Origin of the sequence: Labilibaculum manganireducens (assembly GCF_002843385.1) — a bacterium.
GTDB lineage: Bacteria > Bacteroidota > Bacteroidia > Bacteroidales > Marinifilaceae > Labilibaculum > Labilibaculum manganireducens.
Map to the genome: position 1 here is coordinate 1 of NZ_MVDE01000033.1, position 26,010 is coordinate 26,010.

The following is a 26,010-nucleotide window of genomic DNA, read 5'->3' on the forward strand; positions in this document are numbered from 1 at the left end:
CCATGACGTCGTAATGGAAATAGCATGTGGGCTACAAAATTTGAGAGTTTCTATCAGACGATGGAAGTATCCGAAGTTAAAAACAAATAAACAAAACTATATTTCTAATTAGGAATAATGTCTAATATCCTTAGGAAACTTAATTTTATCCAGAACTCCGCACTGCATCACCTCATCGTACGTTACCTCATCAAGATTTTTAAATTTCCCTTTTATAATTTTGTACTTTAATCCCTCACCTAATTCAGAAATTGTATCGGACACCAATGGTGAAATTTTAACACATTCAATAGTTCTTATTTTACTCTTTAAGCCTGATTCGTGAAAGGTTTGAGTTTTAATGGTTGTCGTATTTTCTATCACCAACGGTTTAGTATAAATTTTAGAGTTCACATCTGGATTTGAACCATCCAATGTGTACCTTATTTCAGCATCCTGCAATTTTACCTCAAAAGGCATTTCCATCTGATCAAAAAAGAAATTCTTATTAACTCCTCCATGCGGTGCCTGAATGAATGAATTTATCTCATATTTATGCAGTAATTCGTAATGATGATTCATCCTGTCCTGAAAATCATTCCAATTTCGTTGACCTTTAGATGACCACACAACTTCTGCCAAAGCGCAGATTCGAGGAGCAAGCATATACTCTACCCGATCCGGAGTATGCATATATTCAGTCCAAATATTTGCTTGTGCCCCTAAAATATATTTTGCCTCATCTTCATTTAATTCTGAAGGTGTTGGTTCAAATTCATATACTTTTTGTAAGGACGTAAAACCACCAATAGCTGTAGGTTCAATGTAATTCACATCCTGATAATGATCGAAATAACAATGAGATCCAGGTGTCATTATCACATCGTGCTTCTGTTTTGCAGCCTGAATACCTCCTGCAGTTCCTCTCCATGACATAACGGTTGCCTCAGGAGCTAATCCCCCCTCCAATATCTCATCCCAACCAATAATCTTACGATTTTTACTGATTAAAAACTTCTCTATGCGCTGAATAAAATAAGACTGCAGTTCATGTTCATCTTTCAGTCCTTCCTCCTTAATTCTTTTCTGACACAAAGAACATGATGCCCAGTTTGACTTAGGACATTCATCGCCACCAATGTGGATGTATTTAGAGGGAAATAATTCAATGACCTCCAGCAAAACATTTTGCAAAAATTCAAAAGTAGTCTCTTTCCCTGCACAATAGACATCATCAAAAACGCCCCATTCGTTCTCCACCTCAAAAGGTCCTTGGTTACAAGCCAGTTCGGGATAAGCTGCAAGTGCAGCCACAGAATGTCCAGGCAATTCAATTTCCGGAATAACTGTTATGAATCGTTCCGACGCATATTTTACAATCTCTTTAATTTGATCCTGTGTATAAAAACCCCCGTACTTACTCCCATCCTTCTCAATTCGCCACGCACCAATCTCTGTAAGTTTTGGATATTTTTTAATTTCGATTCTCCAGCCCTGATCCTCGGTTAAATGCCAGTGAAAAGTATTCATCTTATACATGGCCATTAAATCAATATACTTCTTGATAAAATCAACAGAAAAGAAGTGACGGCAAACATCCAGATGCATTCCCCGATACGGATACCTTGGCTCATCCAATATCTTTATGTAAGGAATTTTCAACTCAGTATTTAAAGGCACCAATTGCAAAAGGGATTGTATTCCGTAAAAAAAACCTTTGTCCGATTTTGCCTCAATCAAAACTCCTGTAACATCAACAATCAAAGAGTATTCTTCTTCTCCCCAATTGTTATCAGTAACTTTTCTAAAAATGATTTTATTAGATGCCGGTAACTTTCTCGTTATCTTTTTGGGAATTTCAACACCTGTTAATTGATTTATCTGATCGCACAAATAGGAAAGTAAAATCTCTTTGTCTTCCACTTCGTTCGAAAAGAATATTTTCACATCTTCTTTTAACAATAAACTACCCTTATCATTAATAATTCTTGATGGCTTTGGAATTATATTCACAGAATTACTTGTTTGTGCAGTGGAAGTAAAGGAATTCATAACTTGTGCGCTTACCAGCAACAAGAACAAAATAGAAGTTCTCATAGAATCAATTGATTAATTGTTTGTATTCGGCTTTTTGGAGATATAAAAATAAGTAAATAATTGATTGTCCTCCTATTATTCATTAATAAGCATAAAAAAAGTGGCATTCCTAACATGGAGTGCCACTCATCTCTTATCATTTTTTTTGTTAATATGAAAATGTTGTTGAATTAGGCATCGCCCCAACAGTAAATTCTTTTAATTTGCTGCCTGCAGGAGAGTAAACAAGTACTTTTCCAGGATTTGTTCCTTCACACAACCAAAGGTTTCCATTAACAGGATTCACATCCATACCGTAGAATGTTGCATCAATAAACTTAGATGTTGGTAAAGCTGTATCGGTAATGTTCATTGCGTAAACTGCATCAGACATATAATAAATTGATTTTCCATCTTTCGAAGCACAAATATTTTTCAGAGCAAATGAAGTAATATTTGTTAACACATAAGATGTTACTTCACTGTTTGTAGTATTAATTTTTGATATTCCGGCATCATCAATTCCAACTACATTCCAATTTCCATCATAAGAAGTAACACCTGCACAATATACCCAAACATCACCATTCGCATCTTTAGCCATATCTTTTGGACAAGATTTAACCGTTATTGTCTCCACTACTTTATCGGTATCAACATCAATTACCGAAACAGTGTTGTCGTCGTTCGACCATCCGCCACTGTTTGCAACATATAGCTTATCACCTGAAACAATCATTTTTTCCGGTCCTGCACCAACCGCAATTTGTCCGGTTTTAGTCATTGTTTTTAAATCAATAACGTAAACCTCATTATTCTGTTTTGCGTAATTAGCATCGGCTCCGTTACCATTTGAAACGTAAGCCTTTCCATTTGCAAAAGCAATTTCTCTAGGATAAGATAATCCATCAATAGTCGCGTAATGTACAAAATCGGAAGCTGTTACCACTTCAACATAACCGGCACCGCTTCCTGTTGTCACAACAATATATGCATATTCACCATTTATAGCCATCGATTGAGGATATTGACCTAGAGTAACACCACTATTTACTGATGAAAAATAATTATTGGTTACCTCATTATTTCTATTGATCATTGTAACTGAACCATTAGAGTTACCTTCGTTCAATACATAAAAATAGCCAATCTGCTTTTCACCAATACTAATATTAAAAATACCTGTCAATATATTGTCTCCATCTGTAACTGTAAAAGAAAACTTATCAGTTAAAGCTTGGCTTCCGTCGTGTACATATACAATTTTAGAAGCAGCTATATCAGCCTGAGTAAAATTTACTACAGAAGTTGTAGGATCTGAGGCATTTGCAAGAATACCATTCTCTGGAGCAATTGTTACAGTATATATAATATCAATATCATCTGTATCAGTATCTACAACATTTAATTCTGATCCTGTAATAGCTACTGCAGCACTATTTTCAAGAACAATACCATTATTCACCGACAGATTCGGCATTGCATTATCGTCGTCATCAGAACACGATACGAATAAAGAACTTGCAATTAACAGTCCTAACGTAAGATTCAAAAACTTTTTCATAGCTAATTAATTAAAAAATTACATTTACCCCAAAATAATAAGCTCTGCCAGGCATGGGGTAAAACCTGACAATTTCATATGATTCATCCAACAGATTTTCAACTCTACCCGTCAGTTTTATTTTCGCAAAACTGGTATCGAAACGATATCCTCCATTTAAATCTATCAGCATGTTTCCATCAACCTGATCTCCTTCCCAGGTATTGGTATTGGAGCGAACCGTTCCAAGTATTCCAAACTCCCATTTTCCAAACAAATAATCCGAAGAAAATTTGACTATGTGATGCGGACGATAAGCCAATGTTTTCTTATAGTTATCGCTTTCCTTATCATTATTGTAAGCGTCGTTACAGGCATATTTTAATGAAGTTCGAAGACTATTATTTTTGACCTTCAGAAAATGAGTCGCTTCAATATCAACACCTTGAATTACTGTTTTACCAATATTGATCGGTTTCCAAAGTGTTCCTGATCCTGGTTGCCATGCAATTAAATCATCATTAAGAGCCTTATAAGCATTAAAATCTAAAGTAATATCACCATACAATGCCTTTTGTGATAGCATCACTACTCCTAATTCATAATTCCATCCATTCTCTGATTTTAAATCAACATTCCCTGAAATATTCCAATAACGTTCATTAAATGTTGGTCTTTTATAATGTGTTGATGCTTTACTGCGAATATCTATAATAGTAGGAAATAGATGAATAAGAGAACTAAACGAATACATTTCCGGTGGATTAACCTCCGAATTCCACTCCTTAGCATAAGTAAAAATGAATGTTCCGATTAATGGTGTATACTTAGCTGCAAGTGTAGCACGCGACTCATTTTCGTGAATATTACCATCGTAATTATTGGTAATTCCTTTCAACCAATTGTATTTACCATTGATATCAACACTCCATTTATCTGAGAAATAATATCTCAAGTTGACATCATTTAACCAACGTTTCGATTCTATTTCTGAAAATATTTTATATCCCGTATTCGTTGCACTCCCTCTATCGGTATACTTCAAATAATCTGATAAATACGCAGATTTCGCTTCCAAACGAAATTTACCAATCAGTTTTTTCCAACCTATATAGGCTTTAAAGGATGAATCCCGTTGTTTCTGATAGCTAATAGGAGCACCAATTCCCATTAATCCACCAATATTCTTTTCTTTTACCTGATACCAGGCTCCAAAATCAATATAGTGTTCGTTAATTTTCAAGTGCAGGTCTTGAATCGTCCCAAACGCTCTGTTTTCATTGTTATTTAATCGTTCAGTGGGCGATCCAAAATCATGAAAATCGGTGTATGAAAAATCATTCTTCCCATATTGGAAAAAAGCTTGTCCGGAATAGGAAATCCACTTATTGGAATATTTCCCAAAGAGTTTTGTTTTTGTATTTGAGAAACTGCCTATTTCCGAATTCAGACCAACAGAAGACTTTTTCTTCCAATCGGGTGTATTTGACAATTCAATAGCACCACCCAATGTTCCAGAACCATATAAAGATCCTACGGCACCGTAAATCACCTGAACTTGATCAAAAGAACCTGCATTTATTAAGGATAAATCTGCCGAACCTGTTGTTAATGAATTAACAGGAATCCCATTCCAATTCACAGATGTATGTGTTCCTGATGCACCCCGCATCCCAGCCGTAGCAAGAGCCCCAAACGCACCATTCGAAGAAATATTTACCAAAGATGTTTTCTGAAGTAAGCTCGACAAATCCTTTCCATCGTATCTCTGAATAAGAATGGAATCAATTTGCACCGTTTTTTCGGTGGAAGAAAAATGCTGAAGTCTTGGCGCCACAATATCAATGGATTCAATCCGGATGGTATCCACACCTAAGGTTTGCGACCAAACACCAAAACTCAAAAAGCTTACAATTACTGTAAATAAAAATTTCAACTTCATCTTATAATTTGATAAAGAAGAAAACACAAGGACAGAACAAAAGAAATAGATGATTCAATCGTCTTCCAAACATCTTCTCCGAATGTTTTGAAAATTAAGTTTGCATTGGCAGGTCTTCTGACTTACTCAACTTTTTCGGCCTTCCCATCCCGATTTATCGAAACAGTGGCATTGTGGTGAAAAAGCTTTTTTCTGAGCTTACAGCTACGGGAACAGTTCCGGACTTTAACCGGATTCCCTTTTCATCTCTATCTGATTCATTCAGATATATGAGAACCAATTGCATTGCAAATGTATAAAAAAAATCAAAATCAGATTTAGGAATCTCTTATTTATAAAATATTATAAAACACATTGCAAATCAACCACTAATAACCGGCAAACAATAAAAAAAGAGACATCCCAAAACTGGAATACCCCTTTTAAACTGAATAAAAATTGTTTTAGAATCGATAAGTTAATTTAGCAGTTATCGATCAACCATACATATTATAACCATCTTTTTCGGTGTAATTTTCACCAAGTAAATTTGACAATATTAGTCCCAAAATATATCTGTTTTTTAAAAAGTATGCCTTGTAAGCTTACAATTACCATTTCCTTTTTAAAAAGTAAACCGTGTAAGCTTACAACTACCACTTTTCTTTTTAAAAGTATACTGTGTAAGCTTGCAATTACCATTTTCTTTTTAAAAAGTATAGCATGCAAGCTTACAATTGCTGTTTCTTTTTTCGAAAGTATGCTTTGTAAGAAAACAAACGCCATTTTTTTTTCTGATAATGTGCCATGTAAGTTTACATAGATCATTTTATTATTGGAAAACAATGCGTGTAAGCTTACAAGTTATCCTTTAGAATTTATAAGCGAACTTAGCAGTTATTGCTCTACCCGGCATATTGTATCCATCTTTTTCGGTATAGTTTTCATCGAACAAGTTAGCAACAGTTACTCCAAGAGTATATTTTTCTTTGAAAGTATAGCTTGCCGAATAATCAAATACCATTGAAACAGGGTGACGAAGAACTTTTTCAGTAACATTAGTACGAATTGGATAATATGTATACCAATTATCTTCATATCTATGACCAATATAACGCGCATTTAAACGAGTAGAAAATCCATTTAAATTGTCAAAATCAATTCCGAAATTTGCATTGTTATCGCGAACATATCTCATAGGACTGCTCTGGTTTTTATAAGTTCCATCATCTGTTTTAATACGCTCGGTTACAGCTGCATCAATAATATGAGTATAATTTGCGTATAGTTTCAAGGAATAATTGTAATCAACCAAAGCACCAAAATCATAAGATGTTTCAATTTCAATTCCATCCATATCGGCAAAATTGGCATTTTTGTAAGTTTTATACTCATCACCATTGTATGCTGTGCCATCCGGGTCTACAGAATAACTAACGATCATGTTATTATGATGTGTTTTAAAATAAGTAAAATCGAAATTAAAGCCTTTCCCAAAATTCTTATATTCAAATCCAGCATCAAAAGTATTACTTTGCTCATCCTTCAAATTTGGATTTCCCTTTGTGGTTCCATATGCGGTGGTATACAATCCTGCCTTTTGAAAAGCATCAGGAGCATAAAATGCATTTCCCCAACTGGAATGAACCGCTAATCCTTTAAGAAGTTCATATTTTACACCCACATTTTGTGTAAATACATTGTATTCCTCTGTACTTGCTTCATTCCCTAATAAATCGTCCGCTTCCAATTTCAATTTCACCAAATCATATCTTGCCCCTATGGCAATATTCAATTTTCCATTTAAAGTATTTGTATTTATCTGACCAAAAATGCCGGTCGATACATTTTTATATTTTGGAGTAGAAGGGGCTGTAACATCACCCAAAGTATTCCAATTATTGCTTTCGGAAACATCGTTTTTATTGTCGATTCCAAAAGCAATAGAGTGCTCTCCTACTTTAAAGGCATCCTGAAGAATAAAGCCGTAATTTTTATGAATACTCTCGGTATCACCATAAACTGAATTGAAAGTGGTTGTTTCCTCTTTGCTGTGAAAAGGAGATAAACTTAGCTTATGGTTTCCTATTTTTCCCAGTACGTCAGCACTTGTTGTATACTTATTCATATCTTTTGAATCCATACCATACACATGCCAAAAAGAACCTGGTGTTTCAACATCATTGGCAATAAACACCGACTGATGAATATTAATCTTCCAGTTTTCATCTAAAATGAAGCCTAAACGTGCACTTGCATTCTGTCTTTCAAATTGTGAATGCTCCATCCTCTTGCCGTAGGTCGTTGGATCCAATATTGTTTCAGCATCGCTTTTACCAAAGAAATTCTTTTTCCCAATTTTATAATCCTTTCCTTGTTTTTGGTAATTGCAGCTTACATCAAAATCCATCGACTCCGACAAAGCACCACCGGCACTTAAACTACCCGTATACGTTTCGAAGCTTCCGTAAGAAACACTTGCATTTCCGGTAATACTTTGCGTACTTTCTTTGGTAACAATATTGATTACTCCAGCCATAGCCGAAGAACCATATTGTGCTGAAAAAGGACCTTTTAAAATTTCAACCCGCTCTACATTCGATAGATCTATTGTTGCAATATTGGTAGTTCCTGCAGGTTTGCCATCAATTAAAATCACATTGTATTTGTTTGATGTAGATGGAGCGAAACCTCTCATACTTACAGCTGAAGAAATTCCTGGATATTGAATAATATCAACACCGGTAGTCTTTTTTAGCAAATCCCCCATATCAACTGCAGGAGTCGCTTCAATCATTCTTCGTGTAACCACCTCAACCTTTTGAGGAAGATCCTTCATTTTTGCATTTACACGTGATGCGTTAATCTTAACTTCTGATAAATTCAGGTGTCTCACTGCCGTTGTATCTTTGGCAGGATTTGGAATCTCATCAGCTTTTACTGCAGAATTTAATAATGACAGCAATGCAAAAGCCGTTAAAAATGTTCTTTTCATGTCTTTTAAGAATAAATGAAAATAAGTTTAACTAATGCAATGCAGACAGGGAGCTAAAAGAAAATTTCACAACATGACATAAAGAACCGGTCATGGCAGATCAATCCTTGTATCAATGTTCGATAAAGTTTTCGTTCACTTGCTCTTTTTCCCGAAAGCAATGACTTAAAATTGATTGCAAAGGCAGGTCTTCTGACTTGTTCTACTTTTTGAGGCCTTCCCATTCCAAAATCGGAACAGTGGCACAGGACTTTCAAAAAGCTCTTTTTAGAACTTACAGCTACGGGTATAGTCTCGGATTTTCACCGAATTCCCTTTTCATTTCATTCCTGAATAATGAGGAATAAAATACCGAATGCGATGCAAATGTATGTAAAATATTATTCTGAGAAATCTAATTTTAGAAATTTATTTGGCAGTATTTCAGGAGACTCTATAAATGAATAAAATACGGATTTAAAATTAATCGAAAACAAGAAAAGTTCGGAGATAAGCCAGCAGTTCCTGAATGCTCCGACATTTTTTCACCTCTCCATTTCGATGAATTTCCCATTCCATAGTATCTTCGAGCAATTTCACAGAACAATTACCGGCTTCTTCGCAAGTAACCTGATAACCTTCGCGGGACAATGCCCTTTGTGTCCAGAACCCCATTACATCATTACCCAAAACCTGAATGATCTGTTTTTTCTGGTAATTCATAATGAAATTTCCTGTCTTACGATCAAAGATGAATGATTTATTATGAAATGTCTCTTCGATGCTTCCATTCAAAACCAAATCCTCAGGAGCACCAACTTTAATCGTCTGCCCCCGTGCCATCAGCCAAATAACATCTGCAGCCTGAAGTGCTAAATCCAATTCGTGGGTAGAAAGTAAAATGGCCTTATTGGTTTCCCGGGCCAAACGATGCAGCAACCGCATGATGTCAACACGGTTTGGCAAATCCAAATGCGCAGTAGGTTCATCGAGCATAATTAACGGCGTATCCTGCGCCAAAGCCTTGGCGATCATCACCCGCTGCCTTTCTCCATCACTCAACTGATTGATAAAATGATCGGCATAATGCAATAAACCAACTTGTTCCAATGCCCCTTTAATTTTATCGTTATCCTCTTCCGATAAACGTCCCATCCATGAAGTATAAGGATGCCGGCCCAAAGAAACGATGTGGTAAACGGTGAGGTTTCCCACATTAATCCGCTCAGTTAAAACGATACTTAGCAATTGAGCAATCTCTTTAAAATTCCGATCACGAATAGGAATTCCTTCTACCAAGGTATATCCCGCCAAGGGCGATTGAATACCGGCAATGGTTCTCATAAGAGTCGATTTACCCGCTCCGTTCGGACCCAAAAGACAGACCATTTCGCCCCGCCTGATTGTCAGGTTGATATCTGAAAGCAAACATAGCTGTTCCTTCTTCCCTTGTTTGTATCCAATGGAAAGATCCTGAGTTACCAGTATGTCTTTTTGTACTTCTTTAATTTCACTCATAACCCAATTCTTACCCGGCAAAAGAAGCCTTCACATTTCTACTACGCATAATCACCCAAATTACAACCGGCCCTCCAAACAATGCTGTTACCGAATTAATTGGTAATGTATTCTGATTCCCTGGTATTTGAGAAATAATGTCACAAGCAAGCATGATAGCTGCACCAATTAATATTACCGCCGGCATTAGTACTTTATGACTTGCGGTTCTGAAAATAGATCGTGCAATATGTGGCACAGCAACACCAACAAAAGCAATAGGACCAGTAAATGCGGTTAAAGTTCCGGCAATTAATGCCGTACTAATAATAACGGCTATACGAGTCTTATTAACTGATATTCCAACTCCCCGCGCATAATTCTCGCCCAACAAAAGTGCGTCCAATGGTTTTATCAGAAAAAAAGCAATGATCAAACCGCTAAAAACAATGGGTACCATTACTTTCATTTCGGTCCATGTAACACCTGCCAAGCTGCCAAAAGTCCATACGATAAAACTTTGTATTTGCTCCGGATCGCTAAAATATTGCAGAATATTTACCACAGCACCGGTAATACTTCCAAACATGATTCCGATAATCAGCAGTGAAACACTATCTGATATTTTAAGAGAGGCCAAAGCAACCAGCATGAATACCAATGATGCACCAACAACAGCTGCAACCACCAATGCCCAACTACCTAAAAAAGCCGAAATAACTCCAAAAGCAACCGGCATTAAAGCCGATGCCATTACCATTAAAGCAACTCCCAAACTTGCCCCGGAACTAATTCCCAAAACGTAAGGTCCGGCCAATGGATTTCTGAAAAGTGTCTGCATCATTAAGCCTGTAACCGATAATCCGGCTCCAACAAAAATGGCAGTTAAAGCTTTCGGTAAACGAAAATTTAAAATGATGTAGTTCCATGAGTTTTTCACATCAGCACCATATAGTATTGCAAACACCTTTTTAAAAGGAATATTTACACTTCCGAATATCAAATCCAACAGGAAAACGCCACAAATAAGAAGGAACAGTATCCCAAATACGAGCGAAAACAATCTTCCATTTTTATTCAACAGCATAGCTTTCCTATTTCAATTGTTGATAGTAATACAGTTCATAATTTGGCAGCAATTCGGGATGTAAAATCTTAATCACATCTTTAAACACAACATCGGGTTGCATTACACCTGACTCAAACCAATCGTTGGCGCCGCTATCTTTCATTCTTTTTGTAGAACAAAAAACATGAGCTGTTTTATATGATCGAAATAAGGTGTAACGCTCATCCATGTTTTTCATATCCTCCAAAGTTCTGCATTGTCCGGGGCCAAACCAAATATCTGCTTCTCCCTGCTTATCGAAAACAACCTCAAAACTTAATGGCATACTGCCACTGGTGCTATCAGAAAACCAACAATAATCTGCCTTTCCGTCGCGAAGGAATTGCGCTAAGTAGCTTTGTCCGCCTGGCATATACCAAATGCCTTTAAAATTATAGCCCGAAAGAATGCTTGGTTTACTCTCCACATTTTCCACCAACTTTTTCAAATCATTGTATCTCTTTTCTACAGCATTAAAATGTTTTTCAGCCTCGGCCTCCTCATTAAAAAAAGCTGCAATAAATTTTGCCCATTCAGCACGTGCCAAGGGAGAAGTTTCCATCCACTCTATATTATAAGCAACCGGCAAACCTGCTTTCATTAATTTAGTTTCCTTGTCGGTGATGTTCATAAAACCGGCAACCATTACCAATTCAGGATCCAGCTCAACAATTTTCTCGAAATTCAGACTTTCCGAATGACCTACTGCTTGTATCGTTCCATTCTGAGCCTTTTTATCCAACTCCTCATCGTAAATACGATCGCGCAAAGAAACTGCAACAATTCGATCCTGAACGTTTAAGAACTTTAAAATTCCTATTTGAGTACTCGATAGCGCGGCAATACTCCTTACAGGAACCTCTACCAACAAACCATCAGCAGGAACCTGAATATCTGTTTTTTCCCCACGATTCTTCAAATAATATTTTTGGAAAATTTTGCCTTCGTTCCAAGGATCCCAAACAATCAATTCTTTTAAGCCATTGGCAAGAAGTTTAATTTGAAAGCCTTTGGCGTACTTTAATTGAGATTGATGATAAAAAGATGAATCGACAGCTGAATTATCAGCTTGTTTTTCTTTCTTTTTTGGATCGCCGGATTGACAGGAAACAGTACCCAATAACAGAATCAGGAGTAATGCCCAACAGCTTGATTTTAATAAATTCATTTTCTTCCACAATAATTGTGGGGATAGCAGACAAGAAAATACAATTACTACAATTATACCTTCGTTACTCAGTTCCCCGAAGTTACGAAACAGTTCAATTTATTAGGCAGGTCTTCTGGCTTTACCCAATTCTAACGCCTTCCCATGCAAAACTACATTCACATAGTGGCTGATTTGTCAGAACTTATCAATGAAAAATCATTGAGGGCTTACAGCTGCGGGGACAGCTCCGGTATTGCACCGGATTCCCATTTTAATTCTCAAAAGAGAGAAACCCAATTCCTGCAAATCTATGGAATATTTCGGAAAAAGAAGAGGTTTTAAAAAAGCAATCAGGAATAACTGTCGTACAAAAACAAAAAGACTGAATCGTATTGAACGAAACAGTCTTTATTATAAGGTGTAGAAATGTGGAAAATACAATTTAAAGCCACCTCGTTGTATTTCACTAACGTAAAGCATTCATCTGAACATCCAATTTCTCTGAATATTCCTTGATATCCTTTGTAATGAATTCATGAATTACAGTTTCAGGTTCAATCTCATAAATTATTTCTTTTACGCGCTTACTCGTAAATGGTAAATGCTGATCAATCTGCAGAACATGATTACGTGCTGTAGTATATTTCTCTGTATGATTTAAGTCTGACCATCCTGTTGGTAAACCATTCATAACCTGTTTCGTTTGATATTCTCCTGATAAACTCAAATTCAAATGCAGACTCTTAATTTTCGCCTGAATATCTTTCGACAATCGTGATATCCGATCCAAAACAAAATCAATGGCCTCATCCTCACATCTCAATGCAATATTCGTATTCATTAAATGTCCCGTATCCAAAAGTAGATTCCAATTTGAAAAATCCAATCGGGATGCAAAATCATCGGCCTCAGCCGGAAACAAAAAATCCAGACCCGGCCACCACAAATTCTCGATGGCTAATGTAACCGGAGGCTCTCCATCACCAAATTCCTGAGCCGTTCTGTTCAGCATTTCTGCTAACTCCTTCATTACCTCAGTGCTTTTATAGTTAAAATCACGCGTAAAAGCGTGTTCCAATTCTACATGTGCTGCGTGTATAACAGCATGAGATGGTTGAAAATGTGCTGCGTATTCCCACAATTTCTTCTGAGAAGTAATCATTTCTGCAGCATTCTTACCTCCGCAGCAAAACTGCAGATGCTCTGCTGACATATTAGGAAAATAATATTTGGCAGCATCCTCTCCTTTTCGCCAAACATCCAACCAGGTTACCCAAAATGGCAAATGAACACTTTTAACTATTCCTTTTGGAATTTCTTCGGATGGAGAATCATAACCGATTAGTAATTCAACCCCATCTATATTTTTTTCCGTTACATATTCTTCCAGTCCTTTCCATCCGTTCTCAAAACGACTCACATCAGATGGATAAACAGAGAAGTCCATTAAATTTTTATAATTCATATATAATAATGTATTTTTCACCAACACAACCACAAAATTAAGGGGCTGTTTAAAAATTCACATCAAAAATAGTCTTAAATGATCATTTTAACCCCCCCCTTACTATCTATTTCTGAATCCTTTTTTCACTCATCAGATAAAAAAATGACGTTTTGGCCATTTTTCGCAAAATTCGGAAACGTTATCATAAAAACAAATTTGCCGTTTAACGGTTAATAATGACAAATTTCTTTATTAAATCATTGTAACGCAAACAATTTCGGGAGCTCCCGCAACCGTTTTAAGTTGTTTTTTTTGTTATTTATTCAATTTTGGGAATTATTATTTAGATCATTTCTATGATTTATTTCTAGATTTACAATGTCAGCCAATCACAAATAACCGATGGTTGATTTTGTAAATTATTACTCATTTAAATTTAAAAAAGATGAAAACAAAAAACACATTTAAAGGATTGGTATTGGGAGTAATACTATTCTTAGGGACAAGTTCAGCATTTGCAACCGGAAACATCCGAATTAACCCTTATCTGGATACTGATTTATCAATTGTATCTATTATCAATCCAACCGAATCATTGCTTAAAATGAAGATTTACGATGAAGCTGGAAACTTGTATTATTCAAACAAAGTAGGTGGTGAAACTACAGCTCAAAAATTGTTTGATTTCTCTTATCTTGAAGATGGTACATACAAAATCGTTTTAACTGGTAAAGGAGATAATATTGAAAAAGAATTTGTAGTTGCCAACAACAAACTTGTTGCAGAATTAGCTGAGAACACTGCAGAAAAAACTCTTTTCAGAACAGAGGATAACAATTTGTTTGTAACCTACCTGTCTTTTGAAAACAAAGCATTCAACATTTCAATAAATGATGAATTTGGAAATGAAGTATTTAATGGCTCTTATGCATCAGAACCGACTTTCTCTAAAAAATTCAATGTAGAAGCATTGCCAAAAGGAGATTATAAAGTTCGTTTAGTGTCTGACAAAAAAGAGTACAATTATGCCTTCAGAAAATAGTGACCAAAGCGGTTCAAGTGACCAGATGATTCAAAAGAATCATTCCTATATAATAAGTGTAAGCCCAGAGAAATCGGACCTACACTTATTTTTTGCTTTATAAAAAAAACCTCCCGAAGGAGGCATTCTATTATTTCTCAATAATTACAACTCTTCTTACTCAGGCACAGCTTCTTCTTTCTTTACTGCAGTTTCTTTTGAAACAGGAATCTGACCAACTGGTACTGTAGATGTTCCCTTTTTTTTCGATTCAATTTTGGTATTTATTTTTCGAACCTTATGAATTAAGCAGCTAAACATGTACTCTTCGGCTTTCGGTTCATCCTCCTTCATGAGCATTTTCCCGGTTTTCGAGATATCACTTAACTGCTTCCAAAAAAGATTAAGTTCGGCATTGTTATCGACAACCAATTGCTTGCGTTCGCTTGTTTTTTGTTCCTGTAATAAATTTAAATCATACACTTTTTGAGTCATCTGCTCCAATTCAGTACCCAAACTATCCTTATACCCTTTCTCCTTTAATACTTCAAGATTTTTAGCAATATTTTGTTGAATTATTTTCGCTTTTGCACAATAGCCTTCAACATTTCTTATCCGGATCATTTTCTTCGCTTCTTTCACTCCAAAATCGGAGGCTTTAACTAGCATTACTTTGTTTGCCCGTTGAGTATAAGCTGCAATCAATTCCAACTTATGAAGAATTGCATCAAGACCACTATACAAATCAGAAGTAATTTTTTTAATCTCAGCGGTTTGCGTTTTCGACTGAGTAAGATCGGCCACCCGATGAATTCTATTCTGAAAATCAGTAACAAACTCATCATTAAATTCCGGCGAAAAGTTTGAGAACTTTTCACGGTCACGCAAAAATAATTGCAATAGAATCTCTCCCACTACTGGTAGTTCTTCTTGTTTGAATTTATAATATAAACCCATGTGTAAATAATTAGTTTGATTAATACTATGTTGATTTTAAAATAATTTGTTCCAAATTTCGACTAACAAACTCCCCAGGCACACTTCATATTTATTTTAAAGCTATACACTCAAAACAAATAACAGACTCACAAAATTTCACCCTTTCAATTCAATAACTTAAAACTTATTTTCACTCCCTTTAACTACATTACAAGTCCCTTGAGTTACATTTCAATTCCCACGAGCTGCATTACAAGTCCCTTTGCCAACAATCCGAATCCCCCAAGCTACATTCACAGTCCCTTAACTAACATATAAAGTACTTCACCCAACATTTAAACTCCCTTTGGTAACAATGGCAGTGAAAGAGACTAATTTCTCAATCACAAAGCCGGAAACCCCCATCTAACCGACAAAATCCTTAATAAAACCACCACCACAACCAACTATTTATCAGTTATTAAAAGTAATATCAGACAAAAAGAACGACAAAACAATCAGCAAATGGGGATAGCCCGATTTAAAGTATACCTAAATTAGTTTATTCCGCATAATTCATCAAATATTTTAACATTAATTTTACATATAGTAAAAACCTGCAAAACATTCAGTTGAATTTACTTGCGGAAGAGATCTGGAACAGGAAAATTATAAGAATGGTTTGGTTAACTTTTTTATCTATCCTGTTTTGGAGAAAGATGGAAAAACAAGTACAAATTAAATTTAAGTAAAGAATTTTCATTTAAAGAAATTTAATATTTCCGCACTTAAAAATCTATTATATAACATCTTATATCTAAACAAAAACACGTGTTAAAATAAATAAGAAAAAATATATTCACTTTCATTTCAGGATAAAAAAACGTATTTTTGGCATCAATTAAACCACTATAAATTAATTATTATGAAAAAATTATTATTTGCTATTGCCATCTGCGGATTCGTATTTACTTCTTGTGGAAACAAAACTAAAGCTGCTGCTTCTGAAGAAAAAGCATGTTGTTCAAAAGAAAAAACAGAAGCTTCTGCTGAACTTGAAAAAGATTCTTCTAAATGTTGTTCAGCTAAAGCTGAATGTGCAAAAGATACTACAGCAACAGAAGATGTAAGCGCCACAGAGGAAGTTGATGTTGAAGAAGCTGCTGCTGAATAAGCAAAACAGGAATGTACTCTGCCTGCTCAAAAGAATACAGCAGAAAACAAGCAGGACACAAGCAAAATAAAAATCAGCCATGGAGTTTTTCTCTATGGCTTTTTTATTACAAACAGAAATTACTTTTTCCCTGCCTGCAAAAGTTTATTGGAAAGACTTCTAAACCGAAGCATAAACAGAAAAGAGGCTGCTCCTAATCCTGCCGGCAATCCCCACCAAATTCCCACTTCATTCATACCGAAAACAAAAGCACATAAATATCCGGTAGGTAACGAAACCAGAAAGTAGGCAACAAAGGTGAGTAATGTAGGTATGTTCACATCTGACATTCCCCTTAAAATACTTCCAAATACAATTTGAAGAGCATCAAAAAACTGATAAATCACCATTACAATCAGAAACTGAGCTGTTAATTGAATCACTGCCGGTTCCTGCGTAAACCAAGTAGGCAAAATATGTCGCAGACTTACAAAAAGTATGCACATAAAAACAACTATTCCCAACACCAAATGAACTGCAGCCCAACCGGAATTCTTCATTTCTCGGATACGTTTCTCACCCAGTAAAGACGAAATCCGAATGGTTGTGCTTGCTGCAATTCCCTGATAAATCATAAAACTAACCGTAGACAAACTCAATACAATTTGATGTGCTGCCAACCCTTCCACACTAATCCAACCCATCATTATGGTACTCAGCATAAATGCCGAAGCTTCCATTACCAGCTGAGAACCAATGGGTAGACCCAATTGCCAGATACGCCAAAAATCTTTCAAACAATAAACCGATTTCCTGATCATTTCCCGATATGGCATAAAAAATCTTCGAGTCCGAAAAACCCGGAAAAAAGCAATTGCCATAAAACCACGGGCAATTAAGGTTCCATAACCTGCTCCGTTTAAACCCATTGCCGGAAAACCACATTTCCCGTTAATCAAAATATAGTTTGCAGCTACATTCACCAAATTGGCAAGCAACATGATATTCATAGCCACTTTAGTATTGGCTAGTCCTTCACCAAATTGCTTGTATCCCATAAAAATCATCATGGGCAATATACTGGCCGCCAAAATCCACAGGTAACTTTTTGCATCAGTAATAATTTCGGATGGCTGTCCCATTCTTCCCATTAAAAGGCTAAGCAATAAAATTACCACGGTAAGTAATATGCCCATCAATATCATTGCCAGCATGCCGTTTTTAAACCACGATCCTATTTTCAATTTCTTAAAATCGCCTCTGGCCTCGCCTACCAAAGGAGTAATTGAATATGAAAATCCAGTGCCGAAAATAATCACCAGCCAGAAAATTGTATTGGCAAAAGAAGATGCCGCAAGTTCGTGAGTTCCCAAATGGCCAATCATCATGTTGTCAACCAATCCCACTGTGATTTGTCCCAATTGCGCTAAAACTACCGGCAATCCTAGTTTTACAATTGGACCGTAATGAGGTAAATAAGCTTGTAAGGAAAAGGCTTTCGAAATTCTGTTCATGCTAATTAAAATGTGACACTAAAATAAGTTGGATATTCTATTTGGGGAAGGACATCTGTCTTAGGGCTGGCAAATGTAAACATCACAATTGAATGCTCCAATTCCAATTGAGGAAATACAATTTCCACAATCAAACAACAGGCTGTTTTTCTTCATTAAATTGTAATCCCAACAATCAGGTATTGGATATCAATCAGCGAACATCTATATTTGTTGCATATTTGTCGAAAATGAGGAATTTCAAGAAACAAATGTTATGTCTGCTTATGCTAATACCAATGCTGGTATTGCTTGCGCATGATGTAATTCCTCACAACCACAACCATAACACCACCGAAGATCAACAAGTTTCGATTATTCACTTTCATCAACATGTGAAATGCAATACCTGCAATCATGGTGAAACGAACTGGAACCATCAAAACGAAAAAAGCAGTGAATCCTGCTGCATTCTGACTCATAATAGAGTTCAGCAAGAAATCAAATACCAAATCTTCCTTAAAGCGGATGCGATTCTGTTTGATTCGGAAGACATACAAAAAGTTAAAAAATTAAGGGTTCATAACTATATCCTGATTCCTGAACCGCTTCGGTTCTCACCTCTTAGAAGAGGCCCTCCAAATTCGATTTTAGTTTAAGCGTACTGATAGTTACAAATTATCAGCAGGCAGACTATCCAATGGACTGAACTCTATTGAGATAATCGATATACCTAATAATTAACGGTATAAAAAAATCACAAATCTGCAATAAGACCAATGTTACAAACACTTGTTTTATGCTGTAAAACCGATTCATTTTTAAAATAATTTCTGTCTGTGTAATCCCAATGCGTTTGGGACAGCATTCTATCGACTTATTTTAAGGTGTGTTTGGTATCATACAAAATACAAATAAAATGAAACAATATATCTGGATAAGCTTTTGCTTATCAATGCTATTAAGCGCCTGTCATTCTTCAGAAAGTTCAAATACCAATCACAAAGGTCACAATCATTCTGCCGAAACGGAGGCTCACGAAGATCATGCCACAGAAAGCCTGACCTTATTTAATGATAAAACGGAACTATTTGTAGAGTTTCCTACTTTGATGATAGGACATACAAGTCAATTTTTAACCCACTTCACCAATTTGGAAAGCTACAAACCATACACAGAAGGAAAGTTAACCGTTAGCCTGATAAAAGAGGGAAAAGTAGTTCGTCAAACAGTAGAAGCACCGGCAAGAGAAGGAATATTTACTCCAAATGTACAGGCAAAAGAAGCAGGAGTCTACACTCTCGTATTTGATATTGAATCGAAATATGGGAAAGAACAATTCTCAGCCAAAAATATTCGTGTTTATAAAGATCACGAAGAAGCAGAATTGGCTGAAACACCTGAAACCGCTGAAGGAATAAATTTTCTGAAAGAGCAAGCCTGGAAAATCGATTTTGCGACTTCTGAAGCTAAATTGAGTCCTTTTCAGCAAATCATTAAAACAACCGGAATTTTACTTCCATCTGTTAATATGGAAAAGCAAATTGTAGCCAAAAGCAGTGGTATCGTTCATTTTCAATCGCAGGATCTTGTTCCAGGCAAAAACATTAAAAAGAACGATCCGATATTCAATCTTTCAGGAAACGGCTTGGCCGGCAATAATATTTCCACTCAATTTACCGAGGCAAAAACCAATCTGGAGAAGGCAAAATCAGCTTTCGAAAGAGCTAAAACACTACGCGAAGATCAAATTATATCCGAAAAAGATTTTGTGGAAGCAAAAAGCAATTTCGAGAATGCAAGCGTAAATTACGAGAGCATCAATAAAGATTACAATTCGAATGGTTTTTTGATTGCTTCGCCTGTCAGCGGATTTATTTGTGATGTTTATGTGAACGAAGGACAGTATGTTGAAAAAGGAGATGTATTGGCTAAAGTTGATCAGGGATCTAAATTATTACTAAAAGCAGATGTGTATCAGAAACACCTTCAGCAATTGAAACACATTAAATCGGCAAACTTTAAATTACCGTACAGCGAACAAATATTCGATACAGAAAAGCTGAACGGAAGATTAATCGCCTACGGTAAAGACATACACGAAGATGATTATACAACACCTCTGTATTTTGAACTGGATCTGACTTCGGATTTATACGCCGGATCGTTTGTTGAAGTTTATCTGAAATCAGAAAGATCTTCAAATGTTCTTCATATCGAAAAGTCAGCGGTTCTGGAAGATCAGGGACTAAAATATGTGTTTGTGCAATTATCCGGCGAAAGCTTCGAAAAACGATTTGTAACTATTGGTATTAGTAACGGTCAGGAAGTAGAAATTACTTCAGGACTTAAAGCCGGCGAGCGTGTTGTAAGCAAGGGTGCTTATTTTGTAAAACTTGCCTCAATGGCAGGTGCATTGCCGGCACATACGCACGAGCATTAAATTTTGATGCAAGTGTATTTTAGGAATGCACAAGAAAGCTGGTTGAACTAAAACTGATACAAAAATTTAAAATAGACTATCGTGTTAAATAAAATCATACAATATGCATTACACAATCGTATTCTTGTACTGTTTGTATCCATCCTCCTAATTTTAGGTGGTGGCTATACAACAGCAAACATGGATGTAGATGTGTTTCCCGATCTGACAGCCCCAACCGTGGTAGTTATGACAGAAGCTCATGGAATGGCTCCCGAAGAAGTTGAAAAACTGGTCACTTTCCCTATTGAAACTGCTGTTAACGGAGCTACTAATGTCAGACGCTTACGTTCCTCCTCATCGGCAGGATTCTCCATCGTATGGATCGAATTCGAATGGGGAACCGACATTTACAAAGCCCGGCAAATTGTGAGCGAGAAGCTGCTGGCAGTTTCCGAAAGCTTGCCCGAAGGAGCTGGAAATCCTAGTTTGGCTCCTCAATCATCAATTATGGGAGAAGTTTTAATGATTGGACTGCAATCGGACAGCATTTCTCCAATGGAACTAAGAACTTTGGCTGACTGGACCATTCGTCCGCATTTGCTGGCGATTAACGGGGTTGCACAGGTTGTTGTAATCGGAGGCGAATTCAAACAATATCAGATCTTGGCCAATCCTCAAAAAATGAGGTATTACAAAGTCAGTATTGATGAATTAATGAAGGCAGCCCGCTCTACCAACCAGAATTCTGCCGGTGGATTTATCAACGAATACGGAAACCATTACAACATTAGAGGAATTGCCCGCACATCAGATTTTGAAGAACTTGGGAACTCTGTTGTGAAAATGTACAACAATATTCCTGTTCGAATTAGTGATATTGCTGAAGTTAAGGCTGCTGCTGCGCCAAAAATTGGTTTGGGAACCATTAACAGTGAGCAGGCAGTCTTGCTAACTGTAAAAAAGCAACCAGGCATCAATACACTAAAGCTGACCGAAAAATTGGATCAGTCTATTGCAGAATTATCAAAATCATTACCGGCAGGGGTTAGTGTGAATACACACATTTTTCGTCAGGCGGATTTTATTAACTCATCCATTGGGAATGTTAAAAAAGCACTGATGGAAGGTTCCGTTTTTGTGATTGTGATTTTGCTGGTATTTCTGATGAACTACAGAACAACCATAATTTCACTTTTAGCAATTCCAATTTCGCTTTTGGTAACCATGATCACTCTTAAATTTTTGGGCATTACCATAAACACCATGACTTTAGGAGGTATGGCCATTGCTGTTGGTGATTTGGTTGATGATGCAATTATTGATGTGGAAAATGTTTACAAACGACTCAGGCAAAATCACCTTTTACCAAAGGAACAGAGAAAAAAACCAATTAAAATCGTTTACTCTGCATCCTGCGAAATTCGTTCATCCATTATCAATGCAACCTTTATTATTATTGCTGCTTTTTTGCCCTTATTTTTCCTAAGCGGCATGGAAGGCCGAATGCTTCAACCACTTGGCATTGCGTTTATCGTTTCTCTTTTTGCTTCATTGGTTGTCGCACTTACTCTTACTCCTGTTTTGTGCAGCTTCATGCTCACCAGCAATAAAATGCTCGACAGAAAGAACAAAGAAAGCTGGTTGGTTGCTCACTTAAACCAATGGTATAGCCATTCTCTTGGGAAAGCCTTGCTCTACAAAAAATGGATCTTAGGTGGAGCTGCTCTCCTCTTTGTTGTCTCCATTTTTATCCTTTCGGGATTAGGCAGAAACTTTCTTCCTGAATTCAACGAAGGCTCTCTAACAATTACAGCGATTACCAAACCGGGAATTTCTTTGGAAGAATCGAACAAGATTAAAGTTTTGGCCGAAGATGCCTTGAGAACAGTTCCTGAAATCAGTTTAACCGCCCGGCGAACAGGCCGATCTGAGTTGGATGAACATTCGTTTGGTGTAAATACTTCTGAAATTGAAGTGCCTTTTACATTGACAGAACGAACCAAATCCGAATTCCTTCTGGAAGTCCGTGAAAAACTGAGTCATATCTCAGGAGTTAATTTCGCCATAGGACAACCCTTAGGACACAGAATAGATCATATACTTTCCGGCACTAAAGCCAATATTGCGATCAAAATTTTTGGTGATGATTTGAATTTAATGTTCAAACTGGCGAATGATATCAAAACATCGATTTCGCCCATAGAAGGCGTTGTTGATGTAAATGTAGAACAGCAGGTAGAAATTCCGCAAATTAGAATTTTGCCAAAACGCGATATGCTGGCTAAATACGGCATTTCAATTGCTCAATTCTCTGAATTTATTCATGTAGCATTTGCCGGATCGAAAGTTTCGGATGTGTTTGAAGGAATTAGAGCTTTCGATTTGGTGGTAAAGTACAACGAAGAAAACCGTGGTAGTTATGATGCCATTCAAAATGCCTTGATTGATACATGGGACGGAAAGAAAATTCCTTTTAGTTATGTAGCCGAAATTCAATCGCTATCGGGTCCAAATACCATTCACCGTGAAAATGTTCAACGCAAGCTGGTTGTTTCTGCCAATGTTGCCGATCGTGATCTTCGCAGTGTTGTTACTGATATTCAGAACAAAGTTGAGCAAGACATAAAATCTCCTGAAGGTTATAGAATTGAGTACGGCGGACAGTTTGAAAGTGAAGCCAAAGCTTCCCGGGTTTTAATGATTGCATCAATGTTCAGTTTTCTGATTATTTTCCTTCTGCTGTTTCAGGAATTTAGAAGTACTCAACTGGCAGGTATCATTTTATTGAATTTACCATTAGCGCTTATTGGAGGTGTTTTTACCATTTATTTCACATCTGGAATGCTTAGTATTCCAGCAATAATTGGATTCATCACCCTGTTTGGCATTGCTACCCGAAATGGTATTTTACTCATCTCGAACTACCAAAGTATGAAAGGGAAAGGCAATACAATCAAGGATATTATTGTTCAAGGATCTGTTCACAGATTGAGTCCCATTTTAATGACAGCATTGACAGCAGCACTGGCTTTAATTCCAATGGCAATAGCTGGCGATCAGCCGGGAAATGAAATTCAAAGTCCGATGGCAGTTGTTATTCTGGGTGGACTATTGAGTTCTACCCTACTGAATATTTATATTATTCCAATCGTGTATCTTTTACTGAACACTAAAAACAAAGGAAATGCTTAGAATATTATTAATCATCATCATAACAGGATTGAGCATTCAGGGAATGGCTCAATCCTCTGTTCAGAGAATTTTGCAGGAAGTTGAAAAAAACAATCCAAAACTTCAAGCGCATCAGCAATATTTAGAGGCGCAAAAATTAGGAATACGGTCTCAAAACAATTTGGCCAATCCTGAATTGGAATGGGAAAAAAGTTTTTCTTCGCAGGAAGGCAAACCCTACGAAATTTTGGTAAGTCAGAGTTTCGATTTCCCAACCAGTTATATCTACAAAAATCAGCTTAGAGATGAGAAAATAACTAATCTGAAAAATATCCAGGCAAAAGTAAGACAAGACATTTTACTGGAAACAGAATTGATTTGCTTTGAGCTTATTTATAGAAACAAACAAAATATAGAGCTGAGTACAAGATTGGATAATGCGGAAAGATTAACGCGCTTTTTTGAGAAGAGGTTACAGGAAGGAGATGCCAATATTCTAGAGGTTAATAAAATTAGAATGTTGGCTCTTAACACAAAAAATCAGCTGCAGCTGGTACGAAACAAAATATCCAATCTGAAAAAAGATCTACAAAAACAGAATGGAGGTTTGGAACTGAATTTAGATGACCTTGAGTATCCTGTTGTGAGTATGGACGAGGACACTAAACTTCTACTTGAAAATGCTGTAACCACCGATCCTTACTTAAACCAACTAAAAGCAAATGAACAGATAGCTTCGAAAGAAACTTCTTTGGTAAAAACAAATTCTCTTCCTAAGATATCAATCGGGTATCGCTATTTAGGTTCAGATTTGATGAAAGAAGCCAACGGTATGAAACTCGGAATCAGCATTCCTTTGTGGGAAAATAAAAACAAAGTAAAGCAGGCAAAATTAATGGAACTGTTCCGAAAAGAAGAGCTGTCCTTCGAGAAAATGGAGAAAGAAAATGAATATGAGAAACTTTTTCAAACTTTTTTCAGTCTAAAATCCAGTCTTTCCGACTATCAAAATGTGTTTGCAGAAAAGAAATATGATTCTCTTTTGCGCAAGGCTCTTGATTTCGGCGAAATATCTGGAATTGAATATCTTATGGAGAGCATTTACTACTACGAAAGTTTCGATACTTATCTTGAAATTGAACATGAATACAACATCAACAAGGCTAAGATACTAAGGTATCTACTTTAATACTTATGTAGATTCATTAAAAATATCACTTTTCGTATAACTTTTTTGAAACCCTTAGCGTAGAAGTAGCAAAACGGTTTCCGTTTTTAAGGTTTAAAGTGAATAGATTAAAAAAGGATGGGGTGGTTACCATCCTTTTTTGTTGTTCAATAATTAGTGTTTTTTATCGTAAATTATCAATATATTTATCAATTACTTGACAATAAAAAATTTATTCCTATATTTAACCTGAATTCTCAATTGAGAATTCAGGTTATAAAGTGAATTAGAGAAGGGATGGAGTGGTTGCCATCCCTTTTTCGTGCCTTTAATTTTGTGAGATTAAAAGATTATTTTGATGCTCCTACAAATCCAAATTTGAATACCAATTCAAGTCCAACGTGAATTGTTTTTTCATTATAACAAACAATACCAGAAATACCTGTTCCAATATTTTTAAAAAAGGCAACTTCTAATTCTGGTTTAATAATAACACCAAACATTTTGCTTTTTTCATATTCGAAAGTATAATTCGCACCGAATAAACCAGAATCTATTTCAATGTAGTTTATTGGTTCTTTAAAACTAGAATAAGTTAGTCCTGCTCTTAAATTCCATCTTGCTTTCTGATATCCTTTATACGGTAAAATCTTACCAACCAAAAAGGAGTAAGATTTTAATTTGTCTTTTGGATTACTCTCCCCCAAGTAAAAAATTGACACCGGTCCCCCATTATAATTCTCCGGCCGCAAAAGATCTTTTCGTTGTAAGTCATAAAAGCCAATCTGGAGCGATAGTTTTTGTTTATGAATGTAATTCAAATGAACTTCTCCTCCTATATAGTTACCTGCCGAAATTCCATAATCCACATACAGAAGATAATCTTTGGTAAACTGTGCATGTATTAACATTGGAGAGAAAATAAAAAAAAAGATATACAGTTTCTTCATCATTTAAGAGCATTTA

The 26,010-nt window shown here is 36.2% G+C and carries 17 protein-coding genes and 3 riboswitches; of the genes, 6 read left to right on the top strand and 11 right to left on the bottom strand.

Features of this window, described 5'->3' with window-relative positions; genetic code table 11:
- Positions 1 to 108: 108 nt before the first annotated feature.
- From BZG01_RS16915 to BZG01_RS16955, 8 genes are all read right to left on the bottom strand, one after another.
- A complete protein-coding gene (locus BZG01_RS16915; RefSeq protein WP_101311028.1) occupies positions 109 to 2,076 on the bottom strand; it encodes a beta-N-acetylhexosaminidase in 1,968 nt (655 codons plus the stop codon).
- Positions 2,077 to 2,224: 148 nt separating this feature from the next.
- Complete coding sequence (locus BZG01_RS16920; protein WP_101311029.1) at positions 2,225 to 3,619, bottom strand: cadherin-like domain-containing protein; 1,395 nt, start codon at positions 3,617 to 3,619, stop codon at positions 2,225 to 2,227.
- A 10-nt stretch (positions 3,620 to 3,629) separates the two neighbouring features.
- Positions 3,630 to 5,540 (bottom strand): TonB-dependent receptor plug domain-containing protein, encoded by a 1,911-nt coding sequence (locus BZG01_RS16925; RefSeq protein WP_101311030.1) that lies wholly within the window; start codon positions 5,538 to 5,540, stop codon positions 3,630 to 3,632.
- A gap of 90 nt (positions 5,541 to 5,630) precedes the next feature.
- Positions 5,631 to 5,836, bottom strand: a riboswitch (cobalamin riboswitch).
- Between the two features lie 554 nt (positions 5,837 to 6,390).
- Positions 6,391 to 8,514 (bottom strand): TonB-dependent receptor plug domain-containing protein, encoded by a 2,124-nt coding sequence (locus BZG01_RS16935; protein ID WP_101311032.1) that lies wholly within the window; start codon positions 8,512 to 8,514, stop codon positions 6,391 to 6,393.
- 165 nt (positions 8,515 to 8,679) lie between these two features.
- Positions 8,680 to 8,886, bottom strand: a riboswitch (cobalamin riboswitch).
- Between the two features lie 90 nt (positions 8,887 to 8,976).
- Positions 8,977 to 10,011: an ABC transporter ATP-binding protein gene (locus tag BZG01_RS16940; protein ID WP_101311033.1), complete on the bottom strand. Its 1,035-nt coding sequence runs from the start codon at positions 10,009 to 10,011 to the stop codon at positions 8,977 to 8,979.
- 10 nt (positions 10,012 to 10,021) lie between these two features.
- A complete protein-coding gene (locus BZG01_RS16945; protein WP_101311034.1) occupies positions 10,022 to 11,077 on the bottom strand; it encodes an iron ABC transporter permease in 1,056 nt (351 codons plus the stop codon).
- A gap of 7 nt (positions 11,078 to 11,084) precedes the next feature.
- The gene (locus tag BZG01_RS16950; RefSeq protein ID WP_101311035.1) at positions 11,085 to 12,266 is read right to left on the bottom strand and encodes an ABC transporter substrate-binding protein; all 1,182 of its coding nucleotides are present in this window, start codon (positions 12,264 to 12,266) and stop codon (positions 11,085 to 11,087) included.
- Positions 12,267 to 12,354: 88 nt separating this feature from the next.
- Positions 12,355 to 12,560, bottom strand: a riboswitch (cobalamin riboswitch).
- Positions 12,561 to 12,714: 154 nt separating this feature from the next.
- Entirely contained in the window at positions 12,715 to 13,713 is a 999-nt protein-coding gene (locus BZG01_RS16955; protein ID WP_101311036.1) for a TIM barrel protein, read from the bottom strand.
- Between the two features lie 427 nt (positions 13,714 to 14,140).
- Here BZG01_RS16955 and BZG01_RS16960 point away from each other — a divergent pair, with 427 nt between their 5' ends.
- Complete coding sequence (locus BZG01_RS16960) at positions 14,141 to 14,737, top strand: hypothetical protein (protein ID WP_101311037.1); 597 nt, start codon at positions 14,141 to 14,143, stop codon at positions 14,735 to 14,737.
- Between the two features lie 156 nt (positions 14,738 to 14,893).
- On the opposite strand, the gene BZG01_RS16965 is transcribed toward BZG01_RS16960, so the two are convergent.
- A complete protein-coding gene (locus tag BZG01_RS16965) occupies positions 14,894 to 15,673 on the bottom strand; it encodes a hypothetical protein (protein ID WP_101311038.1) in 780 nt (259 codons plus the stop codon).
- Positions 15,674 to 16,559: 886 nt separating this feature from the next.
- Here BZG01_RS16965 and BZG01_RS16970 point away from each other — a divergent pair.
- Positions 16,560 to 16,808 (top strand): hypothetical protein, encoded by a 249-nt coding sequence (locus BZG01_RS16970; RefSeq protein WP_101311039.1) that lies wholly within the window; start codon positions 16,560 to 16,562, stop codon positions 16,806 to 16,808.
- 119 nt (positions 16,809 to 16,927) lie between these two features.
- On the opposite strand, the gene BZG01_RS16975 is transcribed toward BZG01_RS16970, so the two are convergent.
- Positions 16,928 to 18,301 carry an MATE family efflux transporter gene (locus BZG01_RS16975; protein ID WP_101311040.1) on the bottom strand — a complete coding sequence of 458 codons (1,374 nt, stop codon included), beginning with the start codon at positions 18,299 to 18,301 and terminating at the stop codon, positions 16,928 to 16,930.
- 92 nt (positions 18,302 to 18,393) lie between these two features.
- Between BZG01_RS16975 and BZG01_RS21440 the strand changes: the two genes are divergently transcribed.
- From BZG01_RS21440 to BZG01_RS16995, 4 genes are all read left to right on the top strand, one after another.
- On the top strand, positions 18,394 to 18,939 hold the full coding sequence (locus tag BZG01_RS21440; protein ID WP_143470929.1) for a hypothetical protein: 546 nt from the start codon (positions 18,394 to 18,396) through the stop codon (positions 18,937 to 18,939).
- Positions 18,940 to 19,199: 260 nt separating this feature from the next.
- Entirely contained in the window at positions 19,200 to 20,723 is a 1,524-nt protein-coding gene (locus BZG01_RS16985; protein ID WP_101311042.1) for an efflux RND transporter periplasmic adaptor subunit, read from the top strand.
- Positions 20,724 to 20,804: 81 nt separating this feature from the next.
- Complete coding sequence (locus tag BZG01_RS16990) at positions 20,805 to 23,897, top strand: efflux RND transporter permease subunit (protein ID WP_101311043.1); 3,093 nt, start codon at positions 20,805 to 20,807, stop codon at positions 23,895 to 23,897.
- Positions 23,890 to 25,065 (top strand): TolC family protein, encoded by a 1,176-nt coding sequence (locus BZG01_RS16995; RefSeq protein WP_101311044.1) that lies wholly within the window; start codon positions 23,890 to 23,892, stop codon positions 25,063 to 25,065. Before BZG01_RS16990 ends, BZG01_RS16995 begins: the two co-directional genes overlap by 8 nt.
- A 329-nt stretch (positions 25,066 to 25,394) precedes the next feature.
- On the opposite strand, the gene BZG01_RS17000 is transcribed toward BZG01_RS16995, so the two are convergent.
- On the bottom strand, positions 25,395 to 25,997 hold the full coding sequence (locus BZG01_RS17000; RefSeq protein WP_101311045.1) for a hypothetical protein: 603 nt from the start codon (positions 25,995 to 25,997) through the stop codon (positions 25,395 to 25,397).
- Positions 25,998 to 26,010 lie beyond the last annotated feature (13 nt).

Excerpts from the sequence above, each read along its gene's own strand:
- BZG01_RS16985 (WP_101311042.1), top strand. The coding sequence starts at position 19,200 with ATGAAACAATATATCTGGATAAGCTTTTGCTTATCAATGCTATTAAGC.
- BZG01_RS16970 (WP_101311039.1), top strand. The coding sequence starts at position 16,560 with ATGAAAAAATTATTATTTGCTATTGCCATCTGCGGATTCGTATTTACT.
- BZG01_RS16915 (WP_101311028.1), bottom strand. The coding sequence starts at position 2,076 with ATGAGAACTTCTATTTTGTTCTTGTTGCTGGTAAGCGCACAAGTTATG.
- BZG01_RS16925 (WP_101311030.1), bottom strand. The coding sequence starts at position 5,540 with ATGAAGTTGAAATTTTTATTTACAGTAATTGTAAGCTTTTTGAGTTTT.
- BZG01_RS16975 (WP_101311040.1), bottom strand. The coding sequence starts at position 18,301 with ATGAACAGAATTTCGAAAGCCTTTTCCTTACAAGCTTATTTACCTCAT.
- BZG01_RS16950 (WP_101311035.1), bottom strand. The coding sequence starts at position 12,266 with ATGAATTTATTAAAATCAAGCTGTTGGGCATTACTCCTGATTCTGTTA.
- BZG01_RS21440 (WP_143470929.1), top strand. The coding sequence starts at position 18,394 with ATGCTCCAATTCCAATTGAGGAAATACAATTTCCACAATCAAACAACA.
- BZG01_RS16940 (WP_101311033.1), bottom strand. The coding sequence starts at position 10,011 with ATGAGTGAAATTAAAGAAGTACAAAAAGACATACTGGTAACTCAGGAT.
- BZG01_RS16965 (WP_101311038.1), bottom strand. The coding sequence starts at position 15,673 with ATGGGTTTATATTATAAATTCAAACAAGAAGAACTACCAGTAGTGGGA.
- BZG01_RS17000 (WP_101311045.1), bottom strand. The coding sequence starts at position 25,997 with ATGATGAAGAAACTGTATATCTTTTTTTTTATTTTCTCTCCAATGTTA.
- BZG01_RS16920 (WP_101311029.1), bottom strand. The coding sequence starts at position 3,619 with ATGAAAAAGTTTTTGAATCTTACGTTAGGACTGTTAATTGCAAGTTCT.
- BZG01_RS16995 (WP_101311044.1), top strand. The coding sequence starts at position 23,890 with ATGCTTAGAATATTATTAATCATCATCATAACAGGATTGAGCATTCAG.
- BZG01_RS16935 (WP_101311032.1), bottom strand. The coding sequence starts at position 8,514 with ATGAAAAGAACATTTTTAACGGCTTTTGCATTGCTGTCATTATTAAAT.
- BZG01_RS16960 (WP_101311037.1), top strand. The coding sequence starts at position 14,141 with ATGAAAACAAAAAACACATTTAAAGGATTGGTATTGGGAGTAATACTA.
- BZG01_RS16955 (WP_101311036.1), bottom strand. The coding sequence starts at position 13,713 with ATGAATTATAAAAATTTAATGGACTTCTCTGTTTATCCATCTGATGTG.
- BZG01_RS16945 (WP_101311034.1), bottom strand. The coding sequence starts at position 11,077 with ATGCTGTTGAATAAAAATGGAAGATTGTTTTCGCTCGTATTTGGGATA.